General features: G+C 40.4%; 31 protein-coding genes. 12 read left to right on the top strand and 19 right to left on the bottom strand.

From position 1 onward, the window contains the following. Positions 1–60: 60 nt before the first annotated feature. Both NSS78_RS07160 and glsA read right to left on the bottom strand, forming a co-directional pair. Entirely contained in the window at positions 61–342 is a 282-nt protein-coding gene (locus NSS78_RS07160; RefSeq protein ID WP_034318078.1) for a YlaN family protein, read from the bottom strand. A gap of 122 nt (positions 343–464) precedes the next feature. After that, on the bottom strand, positions 465–1,394 hold the full coding sequence (glsA, locus tag NSS78_RS07155) for a glutaminase A (protein WP_003211229.1): 930 nt from the start codon (positions 1,392–1,394) through the stop codon (positions 465–467). 119 nt (positions 1,395–1,513) lie between these two features. Here glsA and NSS78_RS07150 point away from each other — a divergent pair, with 119 nt between their 5' ends. Next, the gene (locus NSS78_RS07150) at positions 1,514–1,996 is read left to right on the top strand and encodes a hypothetical protein (RefSeq protein ID WP_050945113.1); all 483 of its coding nucleotides are present in this window, start codon (positions 1,514–1,516) and stop codon (positions 1,994–1,996) included. A 16-nt stretch (positions 1,997–2,012) separates the two neighbouring features. Here the strand turns inward: NSS78_RS07150 and NSS78_RS07145 are convergent, their stop codons facing one another. Beyond that, positions 2,013–3,335: a PhoH family protein gene (locus tag NSS78_RS07145; RefSeq protein WP_050945114.1), complete on the bottom strand. Its 1,323-nt coding sequence runs from the start codon at positions 3,333–3,335 to the stop codon at positions 2,013–2,015. A 140-nt stretch (positions 3,336–3,475) separates the two neighbouring features. On the opposite strand from NSS78_RS07145, the gene NSS78_RS07140 reads away from it, so the two are divergent. Together NSS78_RS07140 and NSS78_RS07135 are read left to right on the top strand one after the other, a co-directional pair. Then, positions 3,476–4,093, top strand: a complete 618-nt coding sequence (locus NSS78_RS07140; protein WP_327840619.1) for a YhcN/YlaJ family sporulation lipoprotein — start codon at positions 3,476–3,478, stop codon at positions 4,091–4,093. A 101-nt stretch (positions 4,094–4,194) separates the two neighbouring features. After that, a complete protein-coding gene (locus tag NSS78_RS07135) occupies positions 4,195–4,425 on the top strand; it encodes a YlaI family protein (protein WP_003210787.1) in 231 nt (76 codons plus the stop codon). A 32-nt stretch (positions 4,426–4,457) separates the two neighbouring features. Here the strand turns inward: NSS78_RS07135 and NSS78_RS07130 are convergent, their stop codons facing one another. Both NSS78_RS07130 and typA read right to left on the bottom strand, forming a co-directional pair. Next, a complete protein-coding gene (locus tag NSS78_RS07130; protein ID WP_003210819.1) occupies positions 4,458–4,781 on the bottom strand; it encodes a YlaH-like family protein in 324 nt (107 codons plus the stop codon). A 54-nt stretch (positions 4,782–4,835) separates the two neighbouring features. Next, a complete protein-coding gene (gene typA, locus NSS78_RS07125) occupies positions 4,836–6,674 on the bottom strand; it encodes a translational GTPase TypA (RefSeq protein WP_003212439.1) in 1,839 nt (612 codons plus the stop codon). A 114-nt stretch (positions 6,675–6,788) separates the two neighbouring features. Here typA and NSS78_RS07120 point away from each other — a divergent pair, with 114 nt between their 5' ends. Together NSS78_RS07120 and NSS78_RS07115 are read left to right on the top strand one after the other, a co-directional pair. Then, a complete protein-coding gene (locus tag NSS78_RS07120) occupies positions 6,789–6,968 on the top strand; it encodes a DUF5325 family protein (protein ID WP_003211596.1) in 180 nt (59 codons plus the stop codon). A gap of 274 nt (positions 6,969–7,242) precedes the next feature. After that, positions 7,243–7,878 carry a hypothetical protein gene (locus tag NSS78_RS07115; RefSeq protein ID WP_044142020.1) on the top strand — a complete coding sequence of 212 codons (636 nt, stop codon included), beginning with the start codon at positions 7,243–7,245 and terminating at the stop codon, positions 7,876–7,878. A gap of 40 nt (positions 7,879–7,918) precedes the next feature. Here NSS78_RS07115 and NSS78_RS07110 read toward each other — a convergent pair whose 3' ends face one another. The 6 genes from NSS78_RS07110 to NSS78_RS07085 form a co-directional block, all read right to left on the bottom strand. After that, complete coding sequence (locus NSS78_RS07110) at positions 7,919–8,215, bottom strand: zf-HC2 domain-containing protein (RefSeq protein WP_327840617.1); 297 nt, start codon at positions 8,213–8,215, stop codon at positions 7,919–7,921. Further along, the gene (locus NSS78_RS07105; RefSeq protein ID WP_205688519.1) at positions 8,212–8,730 is read right to left on the bottom strand and encodes a sigma-70 family RNA polymerase sigma factor; all 519 of its coding nucleotides are present in this window, start codon (positions 8,728–8,730) and stop codon (positions 8,212–8,214) included. Before NSS78_RS07105 ends, NSS78_RS07110 begins: the two co-directional genes overlap by 4 nt. Beyond that, positions 8,730–8,993 (bottom strand): hypothetical protein, encoded by a 264-nt coding sequence (locus tag NSS78_RS07100; RefSeq protein ID WP_126741232.1) that lies wholly within the window; start codon positions 8,991–8,993, stop codon positions 8,730–8,732. Before NSS78_RS07100 ends, NSS78_RS07105 begins: the two co-directional genes overlap by 1 nt. After that, positions 8,983–10,908, bottom strand: coding sequence for a hypothetical protein (locus NSS78_RS07095; RefSeq protein ID WP_327840615.1), 1,926 nt, complete (start codon positions 10,906–10,908; stop codon positions 8,983–8,985). The genes NSS78_RS07100 and NSS78_RS07095 overlap by 11 nt, the downstream gene beginning before the upstream one ends. 111 nt (positions 10,909–11,019) lie before the next feature. Further along, on the bottom strand, positions 11,020–11,826 hold the full coding sequence (locus tag NSS78_RS07090) for an inositol monophosphatase family protein (RefSeq protein WP_327840613.1): 807 nt from the start codon (positions 11,824–11,826) through the stop codon (positions 11,020–11,022). 133 nt (positions 11,827–11,959) lie between these two features. Beyond that, on the bottom strand, positions 11,960–12,148 hold the full coding sequence (locus NSS78_RS07085; RefSeq protein ID WP_003211901.1) for a hypothetical protein: 189 nt from the start codon (positions 12,146–12,148) through the stop codon (positions 11,960–11,962). A 288-nt stretch (positions 12,149–12,436) separates the two neighbouring features. Between NSS78_RS07085 and NSS78_RS07080 the strand changes: the two genes are divergently transcribed. After that, entirely contained in the window at positions 12,437–13,072 is a 636-nt protein-coding gene (locus NSS78_RS07080) for a DUF1054 domain-containing protein (protein WP_050945117.1), read from the top strand. Between the two features lie 30 nt (positions 13,073–13,102). Here NSS78_RS07080 and NSS78_RS07075 read toward each other — a convergent pair whose 3' ends face one another. After that, positions 13,103–13,372 carry a UPF0223 family protein gene (locus tag NSS78_RS07075; RefSeq protein ID WP_050945118.1) on the bottom strand — a complete coding sequence of 90 codons (270 nt, stop codon included), beginning with the start codon at positions 13,370–13,372 and terminating at the stop codon, positions 13,103–13,105. Between the two features lie 190 nt (positions 13,373–13,562). Here NSS78_RS07075 and NSS78_RS07070 point away from each other — a divergent pair, with 190 nt between their 5' ends. Then, the gene (locus NSS78_RS07070) at positions 13,563–15,035 is read left to right on the top strand and encodes an aminotransferase class I/II-fold pyridoxal phosphate-dependent enzyme (RefSeq protein WP_106032469.1); all 1,473 of its coding nucleotides are present in this window, start codon (positions 13,563–13,565) and stop codon (positions 15,033–15,035) included. Between the two features lie 43 nt (positions 15,036–15,078). Here NSS78_RS07070 and NSS78_RS07065 read toward each other — a convergent pair whose 3' ends face one another. Then, positions 15,079–15,198, bottom strand: a complete 120-nt coding sequence (locus tag NSS78_RS07065; RefSeq protein WP_003212464.1) for a GapA-binding peptide SR1P — start codon at positions 15,196–15,198, stop codon at positions 15,079–15,081. 316 nt (positions 15,199–15,514) lie between these two features. On the opposite strand from NSS78_RS07065, the gene NSS78_RS07060 reads away from it, so the two are divergent. Further along, positions 15,515–15,895 carry a hypothetical protein gene (locus tag NSS78_RS07060; protein WP_223250645.1) on the top strand — a complete coding sequence of 127 codons (381 nt, stop codon included), beginning with the start codon at positions 15,515–15,517 and terminating at the stop codon, positions 15,893–15,895. A gap of 118 nt (positions 15,896–16,013) precedes the next feature. On the opposite strand, the gene lpdA is transcribed toward NSS78_RS07060, so the two are convergent. The 5 genes from lpdA to NSS78_RS07035 all read right to left on the bottom strand — a co-directional run bounded on the left by lpdA (position 16,014) and on the right by NSS78_RS07035 (position 22,054). After that, positions 16,014–17,426: a dihydrolipoyl dehydrogenase gene (gene lpdA / locus NSS78_RS07055; protein ID WP_003211097.1), complete on the bottom strand. Its 1,413-nt coding sequence runs from the start codon at positions 17,424–17,426 to the stop codon at positions 16,014–16,016. A gap of 4 nt (positions 17,427–17,430) precedes the next feature. Then, positions 17,431–18,771 carry a dihydrolipoamide acetyltransferase family protein gene (locus tag NSS78_RS07050; RefSeq protein WP_003211261.1) on the bottom strand — a complete coding sequence of 447 codons (1,341 nt, stop codon included), beginning with the start codon at positions 18,769–18,771 and terminating at the stop codon, positions 17,431–17,433. Positions 18,772–18,878: 107 nt separating this feature from the next. Further along, on the bottom strand, positions 18,879–19,856 hold the full coding sequence (gene pdhB, locus NSS78_RS07045) for a pyruvate dehydrogenase complex E1 component subunit beta (RefSeq protein WP_003211433.1): 978 nt from the start codon (positions 19,854–19,856) through the stop codon (positions 18,879–18,881). A gap of 3 nt (positions 19,857–19,859) precedes the next feature. Further along, positions 19,860–20,975 carry a pyruvate dehydrogenase (acetyl-transferring) E1 component subunit alpha gene (pdhA, locus tag NSS78_RS07040; protein ID WP_003211678.1) on the bottom strand — a complete coding sequence of 372 codons (1,116 nt, stop codon included), beginning with the start codon at positions 20,973–20,975 and terminating at the stop codon, positions 19,860–19,862. A gap of 410 nt (positions 20,976–21,385) precedes the next feature. After that, positions 21,386–22,054 (bottom strand): YkyA family protein, encoded by a 669-nt coding sequence (locus NSS78_RS07035; RefSeq protein ID WP_327840611.1) that lies wholly within the window; start codon positions 22,052–22,054, stop codon positions 21,386–21,388. Positions 22,055–22,288: 234 nt separating this feature from the next. On the opposite strand from NSS78_RS07035, the gene NSS78_RS07030 reads away from it, so the two are divergent. Both NSS78_RS07030 and def read left to right on the top strand, forming a co-directional pair. Further along, positions 22,289–22,477, top strand: coding sequence for a YjcZ family sporulation protein (locus tag NSS78_RS07030; RefSeq protein WP_041816227.1), 189 nt, complete (start codon positions 22,289–22,291; stop codon positions 22,475–22,477). Between the two features lie 112 nt (positions 22,478–22,589). Beyond that, entirely contained in the window at positions 22,590–23,147 is a 558-nt protein-coding gene (gene def, locus NSS78_RS07025; protein ID WP_003210923.1) for a peptide deformylase, read from the top strand. A gap of 39 nt (positions 23,148–23,186) precedes the next feature. Here def and NSS78_RS07020 read toward each other — a convergent pair whose 3' ends face one another. Continuing rightward, positions 23,187–23,966, bottom strand: coding sequence for a Cof-type HAD-IIB family hydrolase (locus NSS78_RS07020; RefSeq protein ID WP_003211252.1), 780 nt, complete (start codon positions 23,964–23,966; stop codon positions 23,187–23,189). 395 nt (positions 23,967–24,361) lie between these two features. Here NSS78_RS07020 and NSS78_RS07015 point away from each other — a divergent pair, with 395 nt between their 5' ends. Together NSS78_RS07015 and rnjA are read left to right on the top strand one after the other, a co-directional pair. Next, entirely contained in the window at positions 24,362–24,571 is a 210-nt protein-coding gene (locus NSS78_RS07015; protein WP_003211882.1) for a DNA-directed RNA polymerase subunit epsilon, read from the top strand. 5 nt (positions 24,572–24,576) lie between these two features. Further along, complete coding sequence (rnjA, locus tag NSS78_RS07010) at positions 24,577–26,244, top strand: ribonuclease J1 (protein ID WP_003212511.1); 1,668 nt, start codon at positions 24,577–24,579, stop codon at positions 26,242–26,244. Positions 26,245–26,321 lie beyond the last annotated feature (77 nt).

The following is a 26,321-nucleotide window of genomic DNA, read 5'->3' as shown; positions in this document are numbered from 1 at the left end:
AAAGAAAATAGAGGACAAAAAAACTCAAACTTATGTTAAGGAAGTTTGAGTTTTCAATCTTTATTTTTTTGTGAACGCATCATGAAGTGCGGAAAGCTCTCTCTCAAGTTTATCGAGTAGTTTCTTACCTTCATGTTGATCAACTAATCCAAGCCGGACAGCAAAATCAATTTCTCTCGATAATCCGAACATTTGAGTATCTAAAACCTCTTCATAAAGAGGACATTGCGGCATCGTTAAGTTGTCCATTTGCACTTGGATCAATTTTAAAATTTTATCTGCATCCAATTTTAATAAAGACAGTGCTTTTTGCCGATGATCGACTAAAATTTCTGACGCCAAAAGTATCCCTCCGTTCCCCAGGCGAGTACCTAATTCTTCTATTTATCATAAAGCGAAACGCCCAAAATTGCAAGCAGATTTGTACAGTTCGCTTTGTAAAAATAAAAAGAAGCCTTCCTTCATTAAAAGATACTCATCTCGTATTTTTCACTCATCAGCTCAAGCAGCTTAATCCCAGCAATACTATTCCCTTTTTCATCCAAAGCCGGACCGAAGATACCGATTCCAAAATCATATGGTGCAGCTCCCATAATCCCGCCTGAGACACCGCTTTTTGCAGGAATTCCGATGTTAATGGCAAATTCTCCGCTCGCATTGTACATGCCGCACGTCACCATAAAGGTTTTACAAATTCTAGCGACATCTTTTGAAAGAATTTGCTTCCCCGTTTCTGGATGTCTGCCGTCTAATGAAAAAACACAAGCAATTTTCGCCAAATCCAAGCTGTTCATCATGATGGCACATTGTTTCGTATAGACGTCCATGACTTCCTCTACGTTCCCTCTAATAATATGATATTGCTTCATATAATAGCACATTGCCCGGTTAATCATCGATGTCTCAAATTCGGAGGCTGCTGTTTCCTTGCAGTATGTAATGCTTTTGTCATTTGCAAGCTCTCTAATGAAGCTGAGCAACCGGCCCAGCTGATCTTGCGGAGTCGCTCCTCTGATTAAACTCGTGACTGCGAGCGCCCCTGCATTAATCATTGGATTCAGCGGTTTATTCGGACTCGCTGTTTCCAGTTTGATCATTGAATTAAACGGGTCACCTGTTGGTTCTTGTCCAACAAATTGAAAGACTTTTTTTGGCCCTTCTTCTGAGAGCACAAGCGCCAGTGCTAATACTTTTGAAATGCTTTGAAGGGTAAATCGTTTATCTACATCTCCAGCTGAGTGGCACGTATTACTCACATGATACACTGCCACAGATAAATCCGTCTGATCCGCTTTGCCGAGAGCGGGAATATAGGATGCTACTTGACCATCTTTGGCCACTTTTTTTGCTTCTTCTACAAATCGCTGAAGCTCTTCATTGTCGCGACATGCCATGCTCATACACTCCCTATCTTTCATGTATGATTAGTGTGTACAAGGTGCAGCATGTTTATGAAAGTGACAAAGCGGGAGAAAACTTCTATAATTTATGTTGGAAAGGGGTTGTCTTGAACATGAGCATCATTCAAATCAAGGGGAACGTACAGTACAAGATCACCATTGATCCAAGTGTATGGATTTTTGATGACCGCAAATTTTTAATGGATTCATTCTTTGAAAAAAATGCAGCAAGTGAAGAGAAGCAGCTAGATCAGGAGCTTGACCAAGAGCGGGTCATAAGAGAAGGTCAAACTCTTCCACCCACGTTAAAAACAGAGAAGAAGTACGAAAAGGAAAGACTCGTCACAGGCAGCTTCGGGATGAAGCTTGGCGATATGCTAAAAAATGCTGAGCCGCTTGAACATGCGGATACATGCGAATTTGTCACAGAGACAGGTACAATTGCTGTGCCGCTTTCTCAGGCAATGGAAAGCATTGCTCATTTCAGCCAACATGGTAAGCCAATCACAGAAGAAGGACCCATCCACGTCTATTTCGCGGATCAGTCCAACCTCACTCAGCCGATAAAAGGTGTCAAAGAGCTGATCATTACATAAGAACAGATGGTCTGGACTATAGCAAATCAGCGGCAAGCTGTGCAAGTCCAGACCTTTCTCCTTTGACAAGCTTGACATGTCCAGATATTTGCTGCCCTTTGAACCGCTCGATCACATACGTAAGCCCATTATTTAAGCTGTCTAAATAAGGGTGATCAATCTGCTCTGGATCTCCCATGAGCACAATTTTACTTCCCTCTCCGACTCGCGTTAATAATGTTTTCACCTCGTGCTTTGTTAAATTCTGCGCCTCATCAATGATAATAAATTGATCAGGTATACTTCTTCCCCGAATATACGTCAATGCTTCGACTTGAATAGATCCAATTCCCGACAAAATCGCATCAAGCTCGCCCGGCTTTTTTGTATTAAATAAAAACTCTAGGTTGTCATAGATCGGCTGCATCCATGGTCTGAGCTTTTCTTCCTTTTCTCCAGGCAAATATCCTATATCTTTCCCGACAGGCACAATGGAGCGCGCCACGATCAACTTTTTAAACATACCGAGGTCCTCTGTCTGCATTAATCCGGCAGCAAGTGCAAGCAATGTTTTACCAGTCCCCGCTTTTCCAATCAGTGTCACGAGCGGAATGTCACGGCGCAAAAGCAGCTCGAGTGCCATCGTCTGCTGGACATTCTTTGGACGGATTCCCCAAATATGCTCTTGATCATAAACGAGACGTTTTACATGCTCTGCCTTTTGATCAAGCATTCCTAAAGCAGAACCACCTTCATTTCCCTTCATGATGACAAATTGATGAGGGTTGAATGGTGCGCTTGTGACCTCTTTTATTGGTAATTGATTTTGCTTATAAAATGTATTCAATTGCTCAGTCGGAATGTAGAGCTCATGATAGCCATTATCGATGTCTTCATTTTGCAAAACACGGTCACTTAAGAAGTCTTCTGCTTGAAGCCCTATAGCATCCGCCTTTACCCGCACTAACACATCCTTGCTGACCAAAATAACAGGTCTGCCATGAGGCTTTGTTTCTTCCTCTAAGCTTAAATTTTTCGCGACTGCCAAAATTCGATTATCGTTCGTTTTTTCAATAAAAATTTCTTGAAGCTCATGAAAAGAGCGGTGATTCAGTTCAATGCGTAGCGTCCCTTTTGACTCTAGTGTAATTTTTTCATGCAGTTTCCCTTTCGATCTTAAACCGTCGATTAGGCGTGAGACGCGCCGGGCATTTTGTCCAACCTCGTCCATATATCTCTTTTTTGAGTCTACTTCTTCTAACACAACGGCTGGTATGACGACCTCGTTGTCTTCAAATGAAAAGATTGAATTCGGATCCTGTAATAACACATTTGTGTCTAATACATAAATTTTACTCAGGTCCTTCGCCTCCTGATCGGGGTTTCATTCATCCTTGTCTTTCCCAAAACGATTGTTAAAATATATGTTTTCATGAATAAAGTTAGAAGGTTAATTCAACAATAAAATAAATCATGCAGTTTGTGAAGGAGGGAATACAGATGCGACTATTTTTGACATTATTCATGATTCAAGCCATCATTCTGTTGGGCGCTTGTCAGCAGCAAGAAAAGCCAGAGGCACTAGACAAGCAAGATGGACGCCAGCACGTAGTACGGGTGTCAGACTCAACGAAGAAAAAGACCAATCAAGCCCGGTCATCTACAGATGTTGCGCAGCATCTTGTCAAAGTGACAGAGCACGTAGCAGATGTCAATGATGCAACGGCGATCGCCATCGGCCGCTATGCTGTTGTTGGTATTGATGTAAAAGATGATTTAGATAGAAGCAAAGTAGAAAACATTAAATATTCAGTTGCAAAAGCACTGAAAAATGATCCAGAAGGTGCGAATGCTGTTGTGGTCGCTGATCCGGATACAGTCAGCCGGTTAAAAGAAATGGGCAAAGAAATACAAGCAGGCCGTCCTGTCAGTGGGATTATGGATGAACTAGCCGCCATCGTCGGCCGCGTGATGCCAGAGATGCCGAGAAATGAAATTGATCGCCACGAAACAGATCCGACAAATGAGCCGAATGATCAGCTCAAACAAAATGATCAAAAACAGTTAGACGAACATCAAAACGATCAATCAAACCATCATATGAATCAGAAGAAATAAAGAGAACGGCTTATATCTCCTGTGATATAAGCCGTTTTATACGCTGATTTTAAGTAGCTGGAAAACATGCTATAATAAATGCAATAAGTGAGGTGAAAAGGATGAGAGTGAAGTGCTCAATATGTGAGAAGCTTGAAACCATTGATGATGATACACTCGTTGCTAAGCGGTTAAGAAATCGACCGATTCATACATATATGTGCGATGACTGTCAGGAACGTATTAAAGTAAAGACAGAAGCACGCATCAAGACTGGCAGATTCTCTCTTTATCAAGATCCTGCGACGAAAGAGAAAAAGAAGAAAAAAGGAAAAAAAGAACAAAAGACATAAAAAAAAGACCTGACACATGTTCAGGTCTTTTTTTACGTATTCACTGTTCCTTCTTTTTTCGCACGATGCAGCCGTATTTTATAAATAATCAAAATGGCAGCTGCCACAACTAGGCCTTCCGCTACTGGCAGGAAGATTCCTAGAAATGTGAGAAACGTGCAGCCAAAAATCAAAAACAAGTAAATCACGAGCGCTTTTAAAATCGGTAAACGTCTAGCAAAGCCGAGCTTAAAAACAATAATCGCTAAAACAAGGATGGTGCCATATAGGAGCCACATCCCTGTTTGCGGATTTTCATCGACACGAAACAGCATCGCGAAAAAGGATAGATTTTCACTTACTTCCTGATCATTCAAAAAGATTCCCTCCCCTTATCTTTCAGGGTTCTATCTCTTTAATTCTTCATGGAATTAAGATAATCCTGCTAGCTTTTTCTTCTTCGCTGATTTCTCACGTTCGTTTTTATCTAAAATTTTCTTTCTTAAACGAATTGATTCAGGTGTAACCTCACAGTATTCGTCCTCATTCAAGTACTCAAGAGATTCCTCAAGTGACATAATACGTGGTTTTTTCATGCTCACCGTTTGATCTTTCGTCGCTGAACGCACGTTTGTTTGTTGTTTCATACGGCTTACGTTGACAACAAGATCGTTCTCACGGTTATGCTCACCAACAATCATTCCTTGGTATACTTCAACACCCGGCTCAACGAAGATCACACCGCGCTCTTCAACGCCTTGGATTCCGTAAGCAGTCGCTTTACCTGTTTCCATTGAAACAAGAACTCCTTGACGGCGTCCGCCGACTTGACCAGACTGCATTGGCTGGTAGCTGTCAAACGTATGGTTCAAAATACCAAAACCACGAGTTAATGAAAGAAATTCAGTTGTATATCCGATTAAACCACGTGAAGGCACTGTAAAGATCAGGCGAACTTGACCATTACCATTATTGATCATGTCAATCATTTCACCTTTTCGTGCGCCCATTGATTCCATGATAGAGCCAGTGTGCTCCTCTGGTACATCAATTTGAACGCGTTCAACAGGCTCACATCGAACACCGTCAACTTCTTTTACAATAACTTCTGGCTTCGATACTTGTAATTCAAATCCTTCACGTCTCATATTCTCAATAAGAATGGATAAGTGAAGCTCTCCGCGTCCAGATACAACCCACGCATCAGGTGAAGCAGTTGGATCTACACGAAGACTGACGTCTGTTTGAAGCTGCTGCTCTAAGCGCTCTTCAATTTTACGTGATGTTACGTATTTCCCTTCACGGCCTGCAAATGGGCTGTTGTTAACAACAAACGTCATTTGAAGTGTCGGCTCATCAATACGAAGGATTGGCAAAGCCTCTTGGTGTTCAACCGGACAAACCGTTTCACCTACGTTGATGTCTTCCATTCCAGAAACAGCAACAAGATCTCCTGCTTTCGCTTCGTTGATTTCCACTCGTTTTAACCCTTGGAAACCAAAAATCTTCGTCACACGGAATTGTTTCACACTGCCGTCAACTTTCATTAAGGCTACTTGCTGTCCTACTTGCATTGTTCCTCTGAATACACGGCCGATCCCAATTCTTCCAACATAATCATTGTAATCAAGTAGTGCCACTTGGAATTGAAGCGGCTCTTCATGGTTATCAACTGGGCAAGGGATATGGTTAACAATGGCTTCAAACAAAGATTCCATGTTTTCATCTTGCTTGCTCGCATCGTTACTTGCTGTACCATTGATTGCTGATGCATAGACAACTGGGAATTCAAGCTGTTCTTCTGTTGCATCCAATTCAATGAACAAGTCGATTACTTCATCGACTACTTCAGCCGGACGAGCAAAGTCGCGGTCAATTTTGTTGACAACAACGATTGGTGTTAAGTTTTGCTCAAGTGCTTTTTTCAGCACAAAGCGTGTTTGAGGCATACAGCCTTCATAAGCATCCACAACGAGAAGTACACCATCTACCATTTTCATGATACGCTCAACCTCACCACCGAAATCGGCGTGTCCTGGTGTATCTAAAATATTAATGCGTGTATCTTTATAATGGATCGCAGTATTTTTAGCTAAAATCGTAATACCGCGCTCTCGCTCTAAATCATTTGAATCCATGGCTCTCTCAGCGATATTTTCATTCGCACGGAAAGTACCAGCTTGATGGAGCAATTGGTCAACAAGCGTCGTTTTACCATGGTCAACGTGGGCAATAATTGCGATGTTGCGAAGATCTTTTCGAAGTTTCACATTTTCATCTCCTAAAATAATTAGATAACTTTCATATTATATCACAATCCCCTTTAAATGCCGATCGTTTTTCTGTAAACTTATATTAACTCTAAAAAAAAGGGATGGAGACAAATGAAACAAATCAAATGGCTTCTATTATTATGTGCATTACTTGCGGTTGTCAGTATGGCGTTTATTGGGGTAACTCTTGCAGAAAAAAACGTGCTGGGTATTTGTCTAAGTATTGTGTTTGCCATGATTTTCATGGGTACAGGATTTACATTAAAAAGAAAATTAAACGTGCAATCATAAAATTTCTCAAAAGCCTTTTACATTCTATATGTAGAAGGCTTTTATTTTGGGTAAAAACAAGACCAACCACCTATGAAAGGTCGTGTATAAAGACAGAACATATCATTTAGGCTTGGCAAAAGTAAGCCATCTGAACCTCTCCATTTTTCGACAATAACGTTTATAGTTCTCCAAAATCAAACAGAAAGTTACAATTTTCCTATTCTTCCACAAACTTTCTCATGGTATGCTGTTCTTGCAACAAAATTTAACAGAAAAGGGAGAGAAAAGAAGCATGAAGAAGATTTTGAGCAAATCGCTCAGCTCTGTTGTATTTTTCGCTTTAGCTATTATTCTTACTTTCACAACAGTAGCTCCTGGGCAAGCAAGCGCTGCAACTTTCAAAGGGATTCCTTTCGAGCAGCAGCAAGTCATTAAAGAATTATTGGAGAAAAACGAGCGTGTCATCAACATTCTCATCAACTCATTTGTTGAGGAAGACAACAACTACACATTTGATGTGAAAAAAGCTGTTGAGCTCGGACTAACTGAAGAAGAAGCGGCGACTGCTGAGAAATTCTTAGATCGCGCAGCTGTTCTGACAATCGTTTTCAGTGAAAGCATCACTAAAAACGAAAAAGGAAAATTGGTTTTTGATGCAGCGAAAGCTGTTGAACTTGGTCTTACAAAAGAAGAAGCAGCTAAATTTGAAAAACTGTTGAAATCAGTGATCAGAATTGCTGACCTTGCCGGTGATGCACTTGTTCTAGACAAAAAAGGTAATGTTGTCATTGATTCAAAAATCGCAAAAGGTATTGGATTCAGCTCTACTGAATTACTTGTTTTTAACCAAATGCTGAAGAAAATTCCTCAAGAGCAATTAAAATCGGTCTATGATGCCATTCAAATTGCTAAAGAAAAATTAAGCTAAGCTCCAAAACCCCCACCTGGATCGCCCAGATGGGGGTTTTTTATTTCAGCCAATAAAGAATGATCATCATGACATACCCTAAACCAAACACGATGCTTGCTCGGTATATTAACTTGCCATAATAGCGCTTCTCGAACTTTCTTTTTTCTTCCTTTTCATCTATATATGGCATGAGATCAGGTGTCTGGATAAGAGTGATTGGTTCTCTCATCTCTTGATAAAGTTGCCGGCAGCTCTCGCAGGTTTGTAGATGCTCGGCTATTATTTTATTGGTACCCGCACTTGTGTCTCCCTCTATATAAAGGGGTAACAATTCTTCGATCAAATAACAGCTCATGTATTGAACTCCTCACAATGTAGCATTCGCTTCAGCTCTAATCTCGCTCGATGAAGGGTTGTTTTGACTTTAGATAAAGTCCAATTCAAAATTTCAGCTACTTCTTCATATGACAATTCCTGAATATCTCTTAAAATAAGGACCTCTCGATATGAATCCTTCAGCTGATTGATATGATGCCACAGCCTTTGAATGTCAGCTTGTGTTTCGATGTGGTCCTCTGGTGTCAAAAAGGACTGCTGCTCTAAGTAATCAACCTCTTCTACATTCGTAAATGTCCATTTGATTTTCCGGCGATAGTCATTCACAAATGTATGATAAGCAATGGTATAAAGCCATGTTTTCACACTAGAATGTCCTTTAAAAGATGATAAACCATGTAGAGCCTTCATAAATACATCTTGCGCAAGATCCTTGGCCGTTTCCATATTCCCTGTCCGCCGATATAGATATTTGGTGATTTCCTGAAAATATTCTTCATAGATTTTTTCAATTTGATCAGCTGTTCTGGACATTAGAAATAAAACCACACAGTCATCCAAATCGATAAGACAATGAAAAAGAAGTATAACGAGTAAATAAACCCCTTCATGCGTTTTAACTCATTATAGTCATTCTGATCTTCAATCAGTGCTGAACCTTGTTTATTCCCTATGACAACATGCTGAAATTGCTGCTCATGTGACTTCATCCAACTGTATGCTTCGTCACCCAGCTCCCCTTCTTGATACAGTTCATATAAGTCTTGAAAGATGGCTTGTTTTTCTTTATCTGTCAAAACGGTGCACCTCTTTTGTTCGTCCATTTACTTCATAAATTTTACGCTCATTTGATCCAAAGGTTTGAATAATGACTAGCCATGAATTGTCCATGTCCCCTTCTTTGTTGATCATTCTAACTGGTTTTATTTGTTTTTTATAAATCATAGATGGTTTCTCATTTTTTAATACTTGTTGATAGACTTCATCACGATCTTTATACGATACAACATCCGGTATAGAGGACACTGGTTCCAGCCTCAGTTCAATTCCATCATGATCTCTAAACACACGCAGTAGATGAGAGGATCGATTAAATGTATACTGTTTGGTTTCATTAGTACCTGTCTTTTTCTTCACGTCTTCTGGCTTTTTCTCTATGAGCTTTAACAAATCTTCATCGCTGACGTTCTCTTTTTTCTGTTGAAGAAGCGTTTTTGACAACTTGAAGCTGATGATATCTTTTGTTGAGCCATTAAACAGAAACTCCGATTGATCTTTTGTTGTGACCCTCACTTCATGCTGCCAATCAAAATAAAATTCATCAATGCCTGTGATTTGATAAGCTGGCGACTTTAGGTTTAAATGTTTATAAATACTGTTGATCCTATTTTTTATCTCCATTTCTGTTAAATGGATTCCGTCTATATCCTTTAATTGAAAGATGGCGTTTACGTATTGCGCTTGTCGAAGCGTCCCTTTTTTCCAGGTGGCAAACGCTAAACTGTCCTCTTCATTCTGAGACATTTTTGGCAGAAGAAGAACGTCCGTCTCTCCGTCCTCTTTTTTTACAGCTAATTGAATGCGCTGTAGATCGATTGACCGCCCGCTTTTTTCAAAAAATTCAATGGTTTTTTTTCTATATTCTTTATCGGTTAGTTCCTTTCCCTCTAAACGACCTCGATAAGAATAACCGCTTAATTCGCCTGTAAACGCAGAAATATTCACTTCATACTGATCATCTGCAAACACGTAATGATAAGGGATAGGCTGAAGACTAGCATTTAAATACAGCGATTGATCCTCTGGGACAAATTTTGAAGCGAATGCTTTTGCACTTACTGCTGATAAAGGGCGATATTCTTCTGAAAATGTATCTACCAGTTCCGTTTTGGTGAATTGGAACATGGTATGAGGAATATTGACAATCGGATTGAGTAATAGCAGAAAAAAGACAGCTATACAACCAGCGCCCCACTTCCTTAATCTCACCTTGTCCCGTAGTAAAGCATATAACAAATAAATCGTCATAAAGCTTCCTGCTGCTGCTACTAAAATGACAATCGATTTAAATGTAGATTGAAGCTCATACTTCGAAATAGAAGGATAAAATATATAAAGCAAGGCTGCAAAAATCAAACCATAGAATAAAAGCAATTCCTTCCACTTCCAGTGCCAAAACAAGCGAAAGAAAAGGTGCAGCAGCAAAGCGGCAAAGCAAGCCATAGCCAAAATGGTGATCATATCTCTCCATACTAGCCCCGTATCACCGCTAAGAAAGAACTTTTTGCTTTCAGCAAACACAATAAACACTGTTTGACATAAAGGCAGAAGTAATACAGATAAATCAAAAGCAAAAAACATACCTTTATTTTTTAAATAAGGAAGAGTAATAACATAGTACAGTGATGCAAGCAAGACATACCCATAGATGAGAAATTGCATGAAATCCGTCAGCACTTCAAATGTTTCAATCGTATACTGTCTAGCTAGGACTTGGTGGCTCATTTCAAGTGTCATTCCGCCTAGCAGGACTACTCTTAATACAAGCCCAGCATAAAATACATAACCACTTTTCTTTTCTTTCCATATAGGAAGTGTAATAAAAAGAACAAATAGTCCAAGTACACACCATTGAATGATGCGGATACTGTACTCGTTTAAAATAAAATACCTTTCAAAATGGAGCGATAAATCACTAAACAAATCAAACATTAATAAACAATCCTTTACATCAAATTAAGGCCTCGTTCGTATAGACATTTCTCTTTCCAAAAAGTTTCATCAAATACAAAAAATCACTTCATTCTCATGAAGTGATTTGGTTTATTTTTTATTTCCACTGCCTTTTATGTAATCGTGCAAGATTTTTTCACAAACGGATCGATTTCCGGCGACGATACTGTTTTTGTCTAGAAACGTTAGGTGTTCTCCGTGTATATTTGAGTAGACTGCCCCTACTTCATCCAAAAGCACACAGCCTGCTGCATAATCCCACGGCGCAAGCCTTAACGTGACGTATGCGTCACTTCTGCCGCTTGCGATATAAGCGAGCTCAAGTGCAGCTGATCCAATCGTTCTCGTCCCTCTCACATCACGCACAAGACGGGCAAACGGTTTAGCATCAAAATAAGGGCTTTCGATCGCCCAGGTCGGGTTAATGCCGACAATGGCTTTTTCAATCGCTACATCTTTTAATGGCGGAAGCAGGGTATCATTCATATAAGCCCCTTCTCCTTTGACCGCATGGTAAAGCTCGTCATGAATGACGTCATATATGAGACCGATTTTCCCAATGCCATTTTCAAATATCCCGATTGAAATGGCAAAGTTGCGTTTTTGATGGACAAAGTTCATTGTGCCATCGATTGGATCAATGATCCACACGACTCCATCCAGTGAGGTCACTTCTTCCCCTTGTCCCTCTTCACCTAAAATATGATGATCTGAAAATGTCGATTGTATCTTTTCAATGAAAAAACGTTCTGTTTCTTTATCGATATTTGTGACAAGATCATTTGGATTTGATTTTGTTTCAATTGATAGACCTTCCTGCATGGACGCTTTAATACGGCTTCCTGCTTCTTTTACCCAAAGCTTTGCAAGACGGTCAATTTCCACCCAGTTTGTCATCAGACTGTAAACCTCTTTTCTATGTAATACCTATTTGTAATAGCATACTGATATTATGTGCGTAAAAGCAAGAAAAAAGCAGCTTCATACAAAAACGAACCGATGAATTGGTTCGTTTTTACCTCACCTTGTTTTACCCTTTAAGCTGCTCCCATTCTTTTCTTAGGCGCTCAAGCTTTCGTTTGCTGCGTTCGATTTGGATGTCATCTTTTTGCTCGATGGCTTCATGAAGCGTAGAAAGCTCATAGTCCACCTCTAATCTCCACACAGCGATGCGATTCTTCTTCTCCTGTCTATACCCCTGCTTCACGATTTGCTTCATTTGGTCAACGCCCCTTCCAGAGAATGATTCATTCCTTGTCAGTTTTCATTGATAAAAAATTCAATCGATAAGAGAATTGGTTCTTGCTTATATCGTATGAAGCGATCGCATAACCGCAACGACATTCTGAAAATTGTGTTTTTACCTATTTGTTATGTACCACAAAATCGTTGTTTTTAAACGCTGCCCTACTTCCTCTACAATCTTTGACATGACGGTGCATCTTTTTTTGAGCTTAACCCAAGCTATGATAAAATATGATCAGCGAAAGAATACAGGAGGCATACTATGAGTGAAATGCGTTTTAGAGATGAAGATTTTGAGACATTTACAGTTGACGGTTTAGATGAACGAATGACCGTATTAAAAGAAAGAGTCCGTCCAAAGCTTGAGGCACTTGGAGAACACTTTGCACCACTTCTTTCTTCTATTACAGGAGACGAAATGTTTGTACACGTCGCAAAGCATGCTAGAAGATCAGTCAATCCGCCAAATGATACGTGGGTTGCTTTTGCAAACAGCAAGCGTGGGTATAAAAAACTCCCTCATTTTCAAATTGGGCTTTGGAAAACACATGTCTTTGTATGGTTTGCTCTCATTTATGAATCTCCTGTGAAAGGCGAATATGGTCAGTTATTCGAAAAAGAACTAGATACCATTCAGAAGAAAATACCGCAAGATTTTGTTTGGTCTAAAGATCATATGAAACCAGATGTCATGCGTCACAGCGAGCTCGATGCAGAACAGCTAAAAACGCTGTTTGAACGTGTGCAAACGGTGAAAAAAGCCGAGCTCCTTTGCGGCATTCAGTTGCCTAGAGAAGAAGTCGTTCAAATGAATAATGAAGAATTTTTATCAAAAATCGAAGATGCCTTCCGCACGTTGACTTATCTATACCGCTTTACACAAAAACAATCTGTATAAAAAAACGAGCCCACCAAGGCTCGTTTTTTCTTACATACGTATAATGGCGGACTCTTCTGCTTCTCTTGCCGTTTTCACTGTACGATAAGGAGAATACCCGCTTTCCTTTTCAAACGCTGCACAATGCGTCTTTTCTTCTGCTTTTGATGGCACAATCTCTTTAAAGCGTTTATAAGTATCTAATAACTCCTGCTTCGCTATTCCTTTTTCATAGGCTTTTTCAACAGCTTGAAAAAACGAAATAACCGCAATCTTTTCCTCTGTCGTCCAGTCGACGTCCATTGGATATTGATATTCCATTTACTTGTCCCTCACTTTAACACTCATTTCTTATTTGAACTTTTATTATAGCATCTGTTCGATCAGAAACCGATTGATTTTATGCTTTACATTCCGATCAGTTCATAATATAATTCTTTTGTTTTATGCAATGAAATCTGTCGTTATTGGCACAATAATAGCAGGTATTTCGACGAAGGTGGGAAAGCAATTGTCACAACATGATACACCCTTATACACTGGACTAAAAAAACACGCAGCAACCAATCCAGTTCAATTTCACATTCCTGGCCATAAAAAAGGAGCCGGAATGGACCCTGAATTTAGAGCATTCATTGGCGACAATGCATTAAGCATTGATCTCATTAATATAGAACCTCTTGATGATTTACACTCACCTCGAGGAATGATAAAAGAAGCACAAGATCTAGCTGCTGAAGCCTTCGGTGCTGACCATACGTTTTTCTGTATCCAAGGAACAAGCGGCGCCATCATGACAATGGTGATGACCGTATGCGGACCTGGAGATAAAATCATCGTTCCGCGTAACGTCCATAAATCGATTATGTCCGCGATTGTATTTTCTGGCGCAGTTCCTGTTTTTATTCACCCAGAAATAGACAAAGAGCTTGGCATCTCTCACGGCATTACACCAGAATCAGCGAAAAAGGCACTCACGGAGCACCCAGATGCAAAAGGTCTGCTTGTGATTAATCCGACGTATTTTGGCGTTTCAGCAGACTTAAAATCGATTGTAGACATTGCCCATTCATTTCATGTGCCTGTCCTTGTCGATGAAGCACACGGCGTGCATATTCATTTTCACGATAAGCTCCCGCTATCTGCCATGCAGGCAGGTGCCGACATGGCAGCAACAAGTGTCCACAAACTCGGCGGTTCCCTGACCCAAAGCTCTATTTTAAATATGAAGGAAGGGCTTATCTCAAAAGATCGCGTGCAATCGATTTTAAGCATGCTGACAACAACGTCTACTTCTTATTTGCTCTTGGCGTCACTTGATGTCGCTCGAAAGCGATTAGCCACTGAAGGAAAGGCACTAGCAGATGAAGCCATCCGTTTAGCTGAATCAGCGAGAAACCGTTTGAATCAAATTGATGGCATTACGTGTATTGGCAAGGAAATACTCAGTTCAGCTTCTACGTATGATTATGATCCAACGAAATTAATTATTTCAATTAAAGACCTTGGCCTAAATGGCCATGATGTCGAAAAATGGTTGAGAGAAAGCTACCGGATTGAAGTGGAGCTTTCTGACCTTTACAACATTTTATGTATTGTGACCCCTGGTGATTCTGATGAAACAATCGATACGCTTATAATGGCTATGAAAGACATTGCCGCAACCTCTACAAGTGAGAGCGGCACACAAGCGGTAACTGAAGTCCTGCTTCCTGAGATTCCATCGCTTGCCATGACGCCGCGTGATGCCTTTTACGCCACAACAGAAGTGGTTCCGTTTAAAGAAGCAACAGGCCGCATCATCGCAGAGTTTGTTATGGTGTACCCGCCAGGCATACCTATTTTTATACCAGGAGAGATTATCACAGAAGAAAATATCTCCTATATCTTTAAAAACATTGAAATTGGTCTCCCTGTCCAAGGACCAGAAGATTCAACGCTAGAGATGATCCGCGTGATTAAAGAACAGAAACCAATTTTATAAAAAAGAAACATGCAGCCCCAAATGGAGCTGCATGCTTTTTTATTTATTCAGAGGCTTCATCACAGCAATGACAGTGACCACACGTTCCGTATAGTGTTGTCACTTTTTCATTTTCAAATTGATCAATGGTCTCATTGCAATCTTGACAAATAATTGTACCCACGTACATTCCCCTTTTCTTCATTCAATATTTGAAAGCGTTTAATCTATTTCATACTCCTATAATATGATGTCACATTTAAGTTGTCAACGGTTAATTGTATGACACATTTAATTATTTTTTATGAATATGTGCTATTTTCTCATCATATTGAGGGAACGTTTCAATTGTATTTTGCTTCATATCAATTCTGTAACAATTGAGTAACAATCGAAAATTGTCAAAAAGGACATGATACACTAGAGTGACTAACAGGTAACCAGCTCCTAAAAATGTTGGGACAACCCCAAAGGATTTTGAGGTGAATAGATTGAATTTTATGAGGACACTTCTCATTATATTCCCCATGCTCTTTGTACTTAGTTCATGCTCATTTGCGTATATCATACCGAATCAGACAGACCAAGTCAGTCATATTCAAAAACCAAGAATTCTCTTTTTTACAGATGCAGAAAATCTTGATAAAGAAAGTCCTTATTATGATGCAGTCCTCGATTTAAAGAATGAATACCCGAAGGAAATGTCAAAGATGATTGTGAAAGAAGATCGTAAAGGCTGGAAAAATGAAGTAGACGAATTACCGGCTATTTTACTTGTAAATAATGAAAAAGTCATTGTGAAGGTTGAAGGAAATGTCAGCAGCAAAGAGGATATTTTATCGCCTTTATGCCACGCTTTAGACCGCGTGAATACAAATTAATGGCTTCACCTTGCACTTATATATCCATATGAAATAGCCCCCTCATGAAATGAGGGGTTTTTCTCATGCAGCGCTCAAAAAAACCCTCTCCTTGATGGAGAGGGTTTTAATAAGTTCATTATTTTACGATATGGATTGGGCTTCCAATTGCTACTTCAGCCGTTTCCATTGTAATTTCACCTAAAGTTGGGTGAGCGTGAATTGTCATTGCGATATCTTCAGCAGTCACTCCAGCTTCGATTGCAAGGCTAAGCTCTGAAATCATATCAGAAGCGCCAACACCTGCGATTTGTGCACCAATCACAAGACCATCCTCTTTACGAGTGATCATTTTCATGAAGCCATCAGTTGCGTCAAGAGAAAGTGCACGTCCGTTTGCTGCGAATGGGAATTTCGCTGCAACGATGTCGATTCCTTCTTCTTTTGCTTCTGCTTCAGTGTATCCAACAGTTGCAAGTTCTGGCTCAGAGAATACAACAGCAGGAATACCAAGGTAATCAATTTCAGCTGGCTCTCCAGCGATTGCTTCAGCTGCAATTTTACCTTCGTAAGAAGCTTTGTGTGCAAGTGGTGGTCCATCAACGATGTCACCAATTGCATAGATGTTAGATACGCTTGTACGGCATTGTTTGTCTGTTTTGACAACTCCGCGGTCAGTCAATTCAACACCAACTTGCTCAAGACCAAGCTCATCTGTGTTTGGACGACGACCAACAGTAACAAGTACGTAATCAGCATCAACTGTTTTTTCTTCACCTTTTACTTCGAAAGTAACAGTGACACCATCAGATTTTTCTTCAACGCCTTTTGCAAGAGCGTTTGTATGGATTTCAACGTTTCCTTTTTTCTTCAGGTTACGTTTAACCAATGAGCTCATTTGCTTTTCGAAACCTGGAAGGATTTCGTCTCCACCTTCAAGGATGACAACTTCTGTTCCAAAGTTTGCATAAGCAGTACCAAGCTCAGTACCGATATATCCACCACCGATAACAACTAACTTCTTAGGTACTTCTTTAAGCGCTAAAGCACCAGTTGAGTTGATCACGCGGTCTGTGTATTTAAAAGTAGGCAATTCAATTGGACGAGATCCAGTAGCAAGAATTGCATTTTTGAAAGTGTACGTCTGTGCTGAATTTTCATCCATTACACGTACAGAGTTGCTGTCTACGAAATAAGCTTCACCTTTAACGATGTCTACTTTATTTCCTTTAAGAAGACCTTGAACTCCACCTGTTAATTTGTTTACAACAGAAGCTTTCCACTCTTGAACTTTTGTGAAATCAACTGTTACGTTTTCAGCTTTGATACCCATGTCTTCAGAATGCTTAGCATTTTCGAAACGATGGCCAGCATTGATTAATGCTTTTGAAGGAATACAACCAACGTTTAGACATACACCGCCAAGTGTTCCTTTTTCAACGATTGTTACTTTTTGTCCAAGCTGTGCAGCACGAATAGCAGCTACATATCCGCCAGGACCTGCACCGATGACAAGAGTATCTGTTTCGATTGGGAAATCTCCTACTACCATGACATTACGCCTCCATTAAAATTAATTGTGGATCATTCAATAAACGCTTGATGTGGTTAAGGGCATTTTGCGCAGTAGCTCCGTCGATCATACGGTGGTCAAAGCTTAGGGAAAGAGCTAAGACTGGAGCTGCAACGATTTCGCCATCACGAACAACCGCTTTTTCAGCGATACGGCCAATACCAAGGATCGCTACTTCTGGGTGGTTGATGACTGGAGTAAACCATTGTCCACCAGCAGAACCGATGTTTGTGATTGTGCAAGATGCACCTTTCATTTCAGCTGGAGCCAATTTACCATCACGTGCTTTTGTTGCAAGCTCGTTGATTTCGTTAGACACTTCAAAAATAGCTTTGCGATCTGCATTTTTCACAACTGGAACGAGCAGGCCTTTTTCAGTATCAGCTGCAATTCCGATGTTGTAGTAATGCTTTTGAACAACTTCATCTGTTTTATCATCGATAGAAGTGTTAAGTACTGGGTACTTTTTCAAAGCAGAAGTAAGAGCTTTTACAACGTAAGGCAAGTAAGTTAACTTGATTCCTTGATCAGCTGCAACTTGTTTGAATTGTTTACGATGTGCAACAAGGTTCGTTACATCAACTTCATCCATTAATGTTACGTGAGGAGCTGTATGCTTAGAGTTTACCATTGCTTTCGCGATTGCTTTGCGGATTCCGCTCATTTTCTCGCGAGTTTCTGGGAATTCCCCTTCAAGAACTGGAGCTGCTGCCGCTTTAGGAGCTGCTTCTTCTTTCGCACTTTCAGCTGCTTGAGGTGCTGCTTCTTGAGCTGCAGAACCACCATTAACGAAGCTGTCGATATCTTCTTTTAACACACGTCCGTTTTTACCAGAACCTGCAACTTTGTAAATTTCAATGCCTTTTTCGCGAGCATATTTACGTACAGATGGCATAGCGATAACGCGTTTGTTTGGATCAGCATCTACTTGCTCTTGTGCGCCTGCACCAGTTGCTGCTGCCGCTTCTTCTTGTGCCACTTCTTTCTTCTCTGGCTCGTTACCAGCTTCAGCAGTACCTTGTACTTGAGCTTCAGTTTTTGCTTCGCCTTCTTCTTCGCTGCCTTTAAATTGAAGATTTTCGTAACCAGGTGCATCAAACGTAATGATTGTTTGTCCTACAGTTGCAACTGTTCCCTCTTCAACTTTTAATTCTAATACTTTTCCTTTAACAGGTGAAGGAATTTCTACAACTGCTTTATCGTTTTGTACCTCTGCTAAAACGTCATCTTCATTAATTTCGTCGTTTGGTTTTACAAACCACTTAACGATCTCACCTTCGTGGATACCTTCTCCGATGTCCGGAAGTTTAAATTCAAATGCCACTGTTTTTCGCCTCCTAGATTTTGTTGAATCCTTGTTGTGTATGTTTACACGGTCTTGTAATTGATAAAGGGGAAGAGAAATAAATTCTTTTCCCCTCAATCATTTAATTAAAATTCAAGAACTTTCTTAGCTGTTTCAAGCACGTCTTTATGGTTTGGAAGCCATACGGTCTCAGCTTGAGAGAAAGCAAATACAGTATCAGGTGCAGCTACACGAAGTACTGGTGCTTCTAGGCTAAGGATTGCTCTGTCATTGATTTCAGCTACTACGTTTGCAGCAATACCAGCTTGTTTTTGTGCTTCTTGAACAACGATCGCACGACCTGTTTTTTCAACAGAAGCGATGATTGTTTCAATATCAAGCGGGCTTACTGTACGAAGGTCGATCACTTCAGCAGAAACGCCTTCTTTTTCAAGCTCTTCAGCAGCTTTAAGTGATTCGTGAACCATTGCACCGTAAGTGATGATTGAAAGGTCAGAACCTTCACGTTTCACGTCAGCTTTACCGATTTCAATTGTGTACTCTTCTTCAGGTACTTCCTGGCGGAAAGAGCGATAAAGTTTCATATGCTCAAGGAATACAACCGGATCATTGTCGCGGATTGCAGAAATTAATAGTCCTTTTGCATCGTAAGGTGTTGAAGGAATGACCACCTTGATACCAGGCTGTTGTGCGATAAGACCTTCTAAGCTATCAGCGTGAAGCTCAGGTGTGTGAACTCCCCCGCCGAATGGAGAACGGATTGTCACTGGAGAATGCCAGCGTCCGCCAGAACGGTAACGCATACGAGCCATTTGTCCAGAAACAGAATCTAATACTTCGTAAACGAATCCGAAGAATTGAATTTCCATTACTGGGCGGAATTCTTGTAGTCCAAGGCCAATTGCAAGACCGCCAATACCAGATTCAGCAAGTGGTGTATCGAATACACGATCCTCACCAAACTCTTTTTGCAATCCTTCAGTCGCACGGAATACGCCGCCGTTTTTACCAACGTCTTCTCCGAAAACGAGAACGTTTTCGTCATTTTTCAGTTCTGTGCGTAACGCATCAGTGATCGCTTGAATCATTGTCATTTGCGCCATGGCTTACTTCGACTCCTTCTGTTTGTAAATTTCAAGCTGTTCAACTAAGTTGAATGGTTTCACATCGTACATGTTTTCAATCAAGTCAGTGACTTTTTGCTTAGGCTGTTCGTCAGCTTCTTTGATCGCTTGTTTGATTTGTTCTTTTGCATCTTCGATGACTTTATTCTCTTCTTCTTCAGACCATAGGCCTTTGTTTTCCAAGAATTTGCGGTAGCGTACCAATGGATCTTTTTGCTCCCACTCGTTTTCATCTTCTTTTGTACGATATCTTGTTGGATCGTCACCAGCCATTGTATGTGGGCCGTAACGGAATGTAAGAGTTTCGATTAATGTTGGACCTTCGCCATTTACAGCACGCTCACGAGCTTCAGCAGTTGCTGCATATACAGCTAATGCATCCATACCGTCAACTTGTACGCCTACGATACCAGCTGCAGCCGCTTTTTGTGCAATTGTTTGCGCAGCAGATTGCTTCTCAACAGGAGTAGAGATCGCATATCTGTTGTTTTGGACAACAAAAATCGCTGGCGCTTTGTAAGCCCCTGCAAAGTTAATACCTTCGTAGAAATCACCTTGTGAAGCTCCGCCATCACCAGTGTAAGTGATTGCAACAGCATTTTTACCGCGCTTTTTCAAACCAAGAGCTACACCAGCAGCTTGAATGATTTGTGCACCGATAATGATTTGTGGTGAAAGTGCATTCAGATCTTCAGGCATTTGGTTACCAACAAAGTGTCCACGAGAGAACAAGAACGCTTTTGTTAATGGAAGGCCATGCCAGATTAATTGTGGTACATCACGATATCCTGGAAGAATGAAATCTTCTTTCTCAAGTGCAAAGTGAGTTGCAAGCTGAGAAGCCTCTTGTCCAGCTGTTGGCGCATAGAAGCCAAGACGTCCTTGACGGTTCAATGAAATTGAACGTTGATCTAATACTCGTGTAAACACCATACGGCGCATTAATTCTTTTAATTGGTCATCTGAGAGATCTGGCATTGCCGCTTCGTTTACGACTTCGCCTTTTTCGTTTAAAATTTGAAACGTTTCAAACTGCTTTTTGATGGCATCAAATTGCTTTTTGCTATCAACAATTGCTTTTTTTGTTTTTGCAGCCATTCTAAAGTCACCTCTTCCTTTCTTTTAACAGTCAATTTGTCGTGAATCCATTTATACATACAGATATAGGATAACCCAAAATACACATATGACTCCTGTATTTAATAGCCACTAGGATCGTTGTCGAAACATAAGATGATCGCTCGTTTTTGAGTTCTTCTAACTGTATTAACGATAGTTCACAAATAACTAATACAACTTCTGTTAACAAGGACTAGTTTACAACAAGAAAAATAGTCCGTCAATTGATTTAACGGCTTTATTTAAATAAATGTATTCGCTTTACTTTTTATGGTGAGCTGTATCAATCTGTTTAACAAACACATCGAACTGTACTAGTATAGTGTGTACTACTGTACTACAATAGAAAATGTTTGTTTTTGTCGAAAAATAAAAAAAGAGCTGTTTTTTCAGCTCTTTTTGGACTCTTGATCTGCCACTTTAGACAAAGCCTGTTTATGCTCATTCAATTGCTTTGTATATTGATTGAACTTTTTACCTTCTTTTCTGACTTTGCTATAAGAACGGTTCACCGTCTTCAGCTTGGATTTTAGCTCTTTATATCCTAAGTCCTTTTTCTTTAAAGATTGATATAAATGCTGATCTTGTTTCAACGCCTTTTGATATTCCTTGTAAAGCTGGTCATACGACGCATATCTTTTCTCAAGCGATTTGACCGTTTCATCTGCTTCTTCTTTTAAATTCGTATCTTGTATACGTCTCGCAGATTCCTTGACCGTTTTCAATTCTTTTTTCGATTCATCCATGCTGTCTTTTTCTGTTTTCAAATGTTCTTCTCGTTTCGCAGCAGATGCTAACGCCTGATCAGAAAGGCTTTTCACTGTTTTAGTGTGATCCTTTGTGGTTTGAATCATTTTTTTATAGAGCTGCTGCTCTTTTTTCTCATAGCTTTGCAGTGCGCCTTGCTCTTTTTCAAAGGATGCCTCTTTTTCGCTCATTTTCGTCATCGCATCTTGCATATCATGAAATGGACTTTGACCTCCGCACCCCGCCAGCAAAAGGGTACATATCCCCGCTAAAGCAGCACCTGCTTTCATGCTTCTTCTTATCTGTCTCATCACAAGGTTCCCCCTTTACATCTCCACATACCACTATAATTTTTATAGGCGTTTGTGACAAGGAAAGAGGTCATTTTGAGGAGCCGAAGAAGATTTTTTTCAAGTGATAGGCGCATGACTATACAAATAGTGCATTCATACATAGTTTATATTACACGCTTCGCCTTCACTTATGAGAGGCCGAGTGTATTTCCAAAGGAGGTCAAAAGTATGTCTAATTATAGTCATGGAAGTATGTATGGTGGATACGGCGGTTACGGGTATGGATACGGTGGTGGATATGGCGGTGGCTGTTGTTACCCAAGTTATGGCGGTGGCTACGGATACGGCGGTGGACGGACATTCGCTTTAATCGTTGTCCTTTTCATCCTATTAATCATCGTTGGCGCAGCATTCTTAGGCGGCGGTGGCGGCTGCTGCTAATGGCTGTTTAAGCCTCTGACCGGTCTCATAGGACCGGTCTTCTTTATTTCATTGCATATGTTGTGTATCATTTTATATACTTTACATACAAAGGAAATAGGAGTGAAGATTTGTGATTACCATGGAAGATATCGTACGGGACGGACATCCCGTCTTAAGACAAACAGCTGAAGCGGTCGAGCTCCCGCCGACAGAAGAGGAAAAACAGCAATTAGCTGACATGATTGAATTCGTTAAAAATAGTCAGGATGCTGACATGGCTGAAAAGTATGGACTCAGACCCGGCGTTGGACTCGCGGCTCCGCAAATTAATGTCAGTAAACGAATGATCGCTGTTCACTGTGAGGATGAAGATGGAGTGGAATACAGCTATGCCCTTTTCAACCCGCGCATTGTCAGTCATTCCGTCAAAAGAGCTTATTTAACGACTGGTGAAGGCTGCTTATCTGTTGATGAAGCCATTCCTGGATTTGTCCCTCGATATCAAAAGATCAGGGTGAAGGGTACAACGCTTGAAGGAGAAGACATTGATATTCGCCTAAAAGGGTTTCCGGCCATTGTGTTTCAGCATGAAATCGACCATTTAAACGGCATTATGTTTTATGATCATATTCAAAAGGATCAGCCATTCGCTGAGCCTGACAACTCTGTTGCGATCGGCAGATCATAAAATAAAAAGAAGACCCAATAACCTAAGGGTCTTCTTTTTTTATTCTTCAATCAGGCCTAAATGAGTCACTGCATGGAATATGCCGTCTTCATCTACTGGCTTTGTCACAAAATCAGCCAAATCTTTTAGTTCATTCACAGCATTTCCCATGGCGACGCCTGTACCAGCAAACGAAATCATCTCTCGATCGTTCAGACCGTCTCCAAAGGCAACGGTATCCTTTTGCTCGTAAGGCAGTCTTTCGATAACTCGTTTAATGCCTTCAGCCTTTGATCCGCCTTTTGGCAAGACATCTGTTGACAGCTCGTGCCATCTGACAAGATCAATTTCTTCGCGGAACGCCTCGTATTGGACTTCCTCTTCTGCCTTACAGAATAACAGCATTTGAAAAATCTCGTTTTCTTTAAAGTAAGACAAATCATGTTCAGGATGCTCTGTTTTTAAAGTCCCAATCCCCTCATGGATAAACGGATGATTTGGCACAGAAGCCTTCATCGTTTTTTCCCCCATGAAAACAAGCGGATGATCATGATGATCCGCTGTTTCATAAATTTGCTCCATTAGCTCCAGTTTAAGCGGATTGCCGTAAATGACTTCTCCCTCATACATGACATACTGACCGTTATAAGCTATAAAGGAGTCAAGCCCCAATTCCTCTAAAATAGGCTTAATTAAAAAAGGCGAACGCCCAGATGCAATGAAGAGATGATGGCCTTTTTCTTTTAATAAACGAACCGCTCGCTTCGTTGATTCAGGTATTTTTTTATCATGATCATATAAAGTACCGTCGATATCAAAGAAGATGACTTTTTTATTCATATCCCGTCTCCTGTCTCTTGTTATGTATACCCACTCCCTTTCATCATACAGAAAGATTTCTGCTTTCGAAACCAATTCCTATGAAAACGCCCATTTCCCACATATAACCATGTAACATTCAATGGAAACGTCATATAATACAAGTATAAAGAGAGAACGGAATACAAGGTCTAATCTCACTTCAATTCGAAAGGAGGCGACCTGCGATGCTTCGTCGTCTGCGCAAGAAAATTAGAAGACAATGGAAGGACATGCTTCGTAAAAAATCGATCGCTTAAAAGGATCTTCCGCACATTTGCTGAAGGTCCTTTTTTCTCAGAGACTTTTCTTATGCGCGTTTTTTTAATATAATAGAAATAGCGAGTGTAACATACGGTATTTAAGGAGAGATTTGGATGATATATAAGGTATTTTTTCAGGCAAGTACTACTGAGGTACCTGTAAGAGAACACACAGATTCACTATACGTTGAAGCAGTTTCTGAAAGAGACGTACGTGATAAGTTGAAAAAACATAGCTACAACATTGAATTCATTCAGCCTGTAGACGGTGCTTTTTTAGACTATGAACGAGAAAGTGAAAATTTTAAAGTATTGGAGCTATGAGAGGAATGAAATTTGTAAAAAACGATCAGGCGGCAGTTTTTGCGCTCGGCGGTTTAGGCGAGATCGGTAAAAACACGTATGGCGTTCAATTTCAAGATGAAATCATTTTAATTGATGCTGGTATTAAGTTCCCTGAAGATGAGCTTCTTGGAATTGACTACGTCATCCCTGACTATACGTACTTAGTTAAAAACGAAGATAAAATCAAAGGTCTTTTCATCACTCACGGACATGAAGACCACATCGGCGGTATCCCTTACCTTCTCAAGCAAGTGAATATTCCAGTTTACGGCGGCAAACTCGCAATCGGCCTACTTCGTAATAAATTGGAAGAGCACGGTCTCTTGAGACAAACAAAACTTCACATTTATGAAGAAGAAGATACCATTAAATTCAGAAAAACAGCTGTGTCTTTCTTTAGAACTACACACAGTATTCCAGATTCTTATGGAATTGTCGTGAAGACACCTCCTGGTAACATCGTACATACAGGTGATTTCAAGTTTGACTTTACGCCTGTTGGCGAACCTGCCAACTTAACAAAAATGGCTGAAATCGGGAAAGAAGGCGTTCTATGTCTTTTATCCGATAGTACAAACAGTGAAATTCCAGAATTTACGATGTCTGAAAGACGCGTAGGCGAAAGCATTGATGACATCTTTAGAAAAGTCGACGGACGTATTATCTTTGCTACGTTTGCTTCAAACATTCACAGACTTCAGCAAGTGATCGAGTCCGCTGTTGCCAACGGCCGAAAAGTTGCGGTGTTTGGACGAAGTATGGAGTCTGCCATTGATATTGGACAAGATCTTGGCTACATTAAATGTCCAAAAAACACGTTCATTGAACATAATGAAATCAACCGTCTACCAGCAAACAAAGTGACTATTCTTTGTACTGGGAGCCAAGGTGAGCCGATGGCTGCTCTTTCTCGTATTGCAAACGGCACTCACCGCCAGATTTCGATTAATCCTGGAGACACTGTTGTCTTCTCTTCTTCACCGATTCCAGGTAACAATATTAGCGTAAGCCGCACCATTAACCAGCTGTACCGTGCTGGCGCTGAGGTTATTCATGGCTCACTTAATAATATTCATACATCTGGTCATGGCGGACAAGAAGAACAAAAGCTGATGCTCCGTTTAATTAAACCAAAATTCTTTATGCCGATTCACGGTGAATACCGCATGCAAAAAACGCATATTAAACTTGCGAATGATTGCGGAATTCCTGAGGAAAACTGCTTTATCATGGATAACGGTGAAGTACTTGCACTAAAAGGTGACGAAGCAAGTGTCGCTGGCAAAATTCCATCAGGTAACGTGTATATCGACGGAAGCGGAATTGGCGATATCGGGAATATCGTCTTAAGAGACCGCCGCATTCTTTCTGAAGAAGGTCTTGTCATTGTGGTCGTCAGCATGGACATGAAAGAATTCAAAATCTCTGCTGGTCCTGATCTCATCTCAAGAGGCTTTGTCTACATGAGAGAATCTGGAGACCTCATCAACGACGCACAAGATCTCATTTCAAAGCATCTTGAAAAAGTAATGGAACGTAAGACAACTCAGTGGTCGGAAATTAAGAACGAAATTACGGACACACTTGCTCCTTTCCTTTACGAAAAAACAAGACGCCGCCCAATGATCTTACCGATTATTATGGAAGTGTAATCACAAAAAGAGACACGAGCCGACTGGCTGTGTCTCTTTTTTTCATCAGTATTGAAAAAAGCCGCATATATAACATG

Source organism: Bacillus sp. FSL W8-0920 (genome assembly GCF_038593215.1).
GTDB lineage: Bacteria > Bacillota > Bacilli > Bacillales > Bacillaceae > Bacillus > Bacillus pumilus.
Note: the sequence above shows the minus strand (reverse complement) of the source record. Positions and strands in the feature narration are given on the sequence as shown.

Bases quoted from the DNA above. Each gene is read 5' to 3' on its own strand.
- glsA (WP_003211229.1), bottom strand. From the start codon at position 1,394: ATGGCATGTCGCGACAATGAAGAGCTTCAGCGATTTGTAGAAGAAGCA.
- NSS78_RS07150 (WP_050945113.1), top strand. From the start codon at position 1,514: ATGAGCATCATTCAAATCAAGGGGAACGTACAGTACAAGATCACCATT.
- NSS78_RS07140 (WP_327840619.1), top strand. From the start codon at position 3,476: ATGCGACTATTTTTGACATTATTCATGATTCAAGCCATCATTCTGTTG.
- NSS78_RS07135 (WP_003210787.1), top strand. From the start codon at position 4,195: ATGAGAGTGAAGTGCTCAATATGTGAGAAGCTTGAAACCATTGATGAT.
- NSS78_RS07120 (WP_003211596.1), top strand. From the start codon at position 6,789: ATGAAACAAATCAAATGGCTTCTATTATTATGTGCATTACTTGCGGTT.
- NSS78_RS07115 (WP_044142020.1), top strand. From the start codon at position 7,243: ATGAAGAAGATTTTGAGCAAATCGCTCAGCTCTGTTGTATTTTTCGCT.
- NSS78_RS07110 (WP_327840617.1), bottom strand. From the start codon at position 8,215: ATGAGCTGTTATTTGATCGAAGAATTGTTACCCCTTTATATAGAGGGA.
- NSS78_RS07105 (WP_205688519.1), bottom strand. From the start codon at position 8,730: ATGTCCAGAACAGCTGATCAAATTGAAAAAATCTATGAAGAATATTTT.
- NSS78_RS07095 (WP_327840615.1), bottom strand. From the start codon at position 10,908: ATGTTTGATTTGTTTAGTGATTTATCGCTCCATTTTGAAAGGTATTTT.
- NSS78_RS07090 (WP_327840613.1), bottom strand. From the start codon at position 11,826: ATGACAAACTGGGTGGAAATTGACCGTCTTGCAAAGCTTTGGGTAAAA.
- NSS78_RS07085 (WP_003211901.1), bottom strand. From the start codon at position 12,148: ATGAAGCAAATCGTGAAGCAGGGGTATAGACAGGAGAAGAAGAATCGC.
- NSS78_RS07080 (WP_050945117.1), top strand. From the start codon at position 12,437: ATGAGTGAAATGCGTTTTAGAGATGAAGATTTTGAGACATTTACAGTT.
- NSS78_RS07075 (WP_050945118.1), bottom strand. From the start codon at position 13,372: ATGGAATATCAATATCCAATGGACGTCGACTGGACGACAGAGGAAAAG.
- NSS78_RS07060 (WP_223250645.1), top strand. From the start codon at position 15,515: ATGAGGACACTTCTCATTATATTCCCCATGCTCTTTGTACTTAGTTCA.
- lpdA (WP_003211097.1), bottom strand. From the start codon at position 17,426: ATGGTAGTAGGAGATTTCCCAATCGAAACAGATACTCTTGTCATCGGT.
- pdhB (WP_003211433.1), bottom strand. From the start codon at position 19,856: ATGGCGCAAATGACAATGATTCAAGCGATCACTGATGCGTTACGCACA.
- pdhA (WP_003211678.1), bottom strand. From the start codon at position 20,975: ATGGCTGCAAAAACAAAAAAAGCAATTGTTGATAGCAAAAAGCAATTT.
- NSS78_RS07035 (WP_327840611.1), bottom strand. From the start codon at position 22,054: ATGAGACAGATAAGAAGAAGCATGAAAGCAGGTGCTGCTTTAGCGGGG.
- NSS78_RS07030 (WP_041816227.1), top strand. From the start codon at position 22,289: ATGTATGGTGGATACGGCGGTTACGGGTATGGATACGGTGGTGGATAT.
- NSS78_RS07020 (WP_003211252.1), bottom strand. From the start codon at position 23,966: ATGAATAAAAAAGTCATCTTCTTTGATATCGACGGTACTTTATATGAT.
- NSS78_RS07015 (WP_003211882.1), top strand. From the start codon at position 24,362: ATGATATATAAGGTATTTTTTCAGGCAAGTACTACTGAGGTACCTGTA.
- rnjA (WP_003212511.1), top strand. From the start codon at position 24,577: ATGAAATTTGTAAAAAACGATCAGGCGGCAGTTTTTGCGCTCGGCGGT.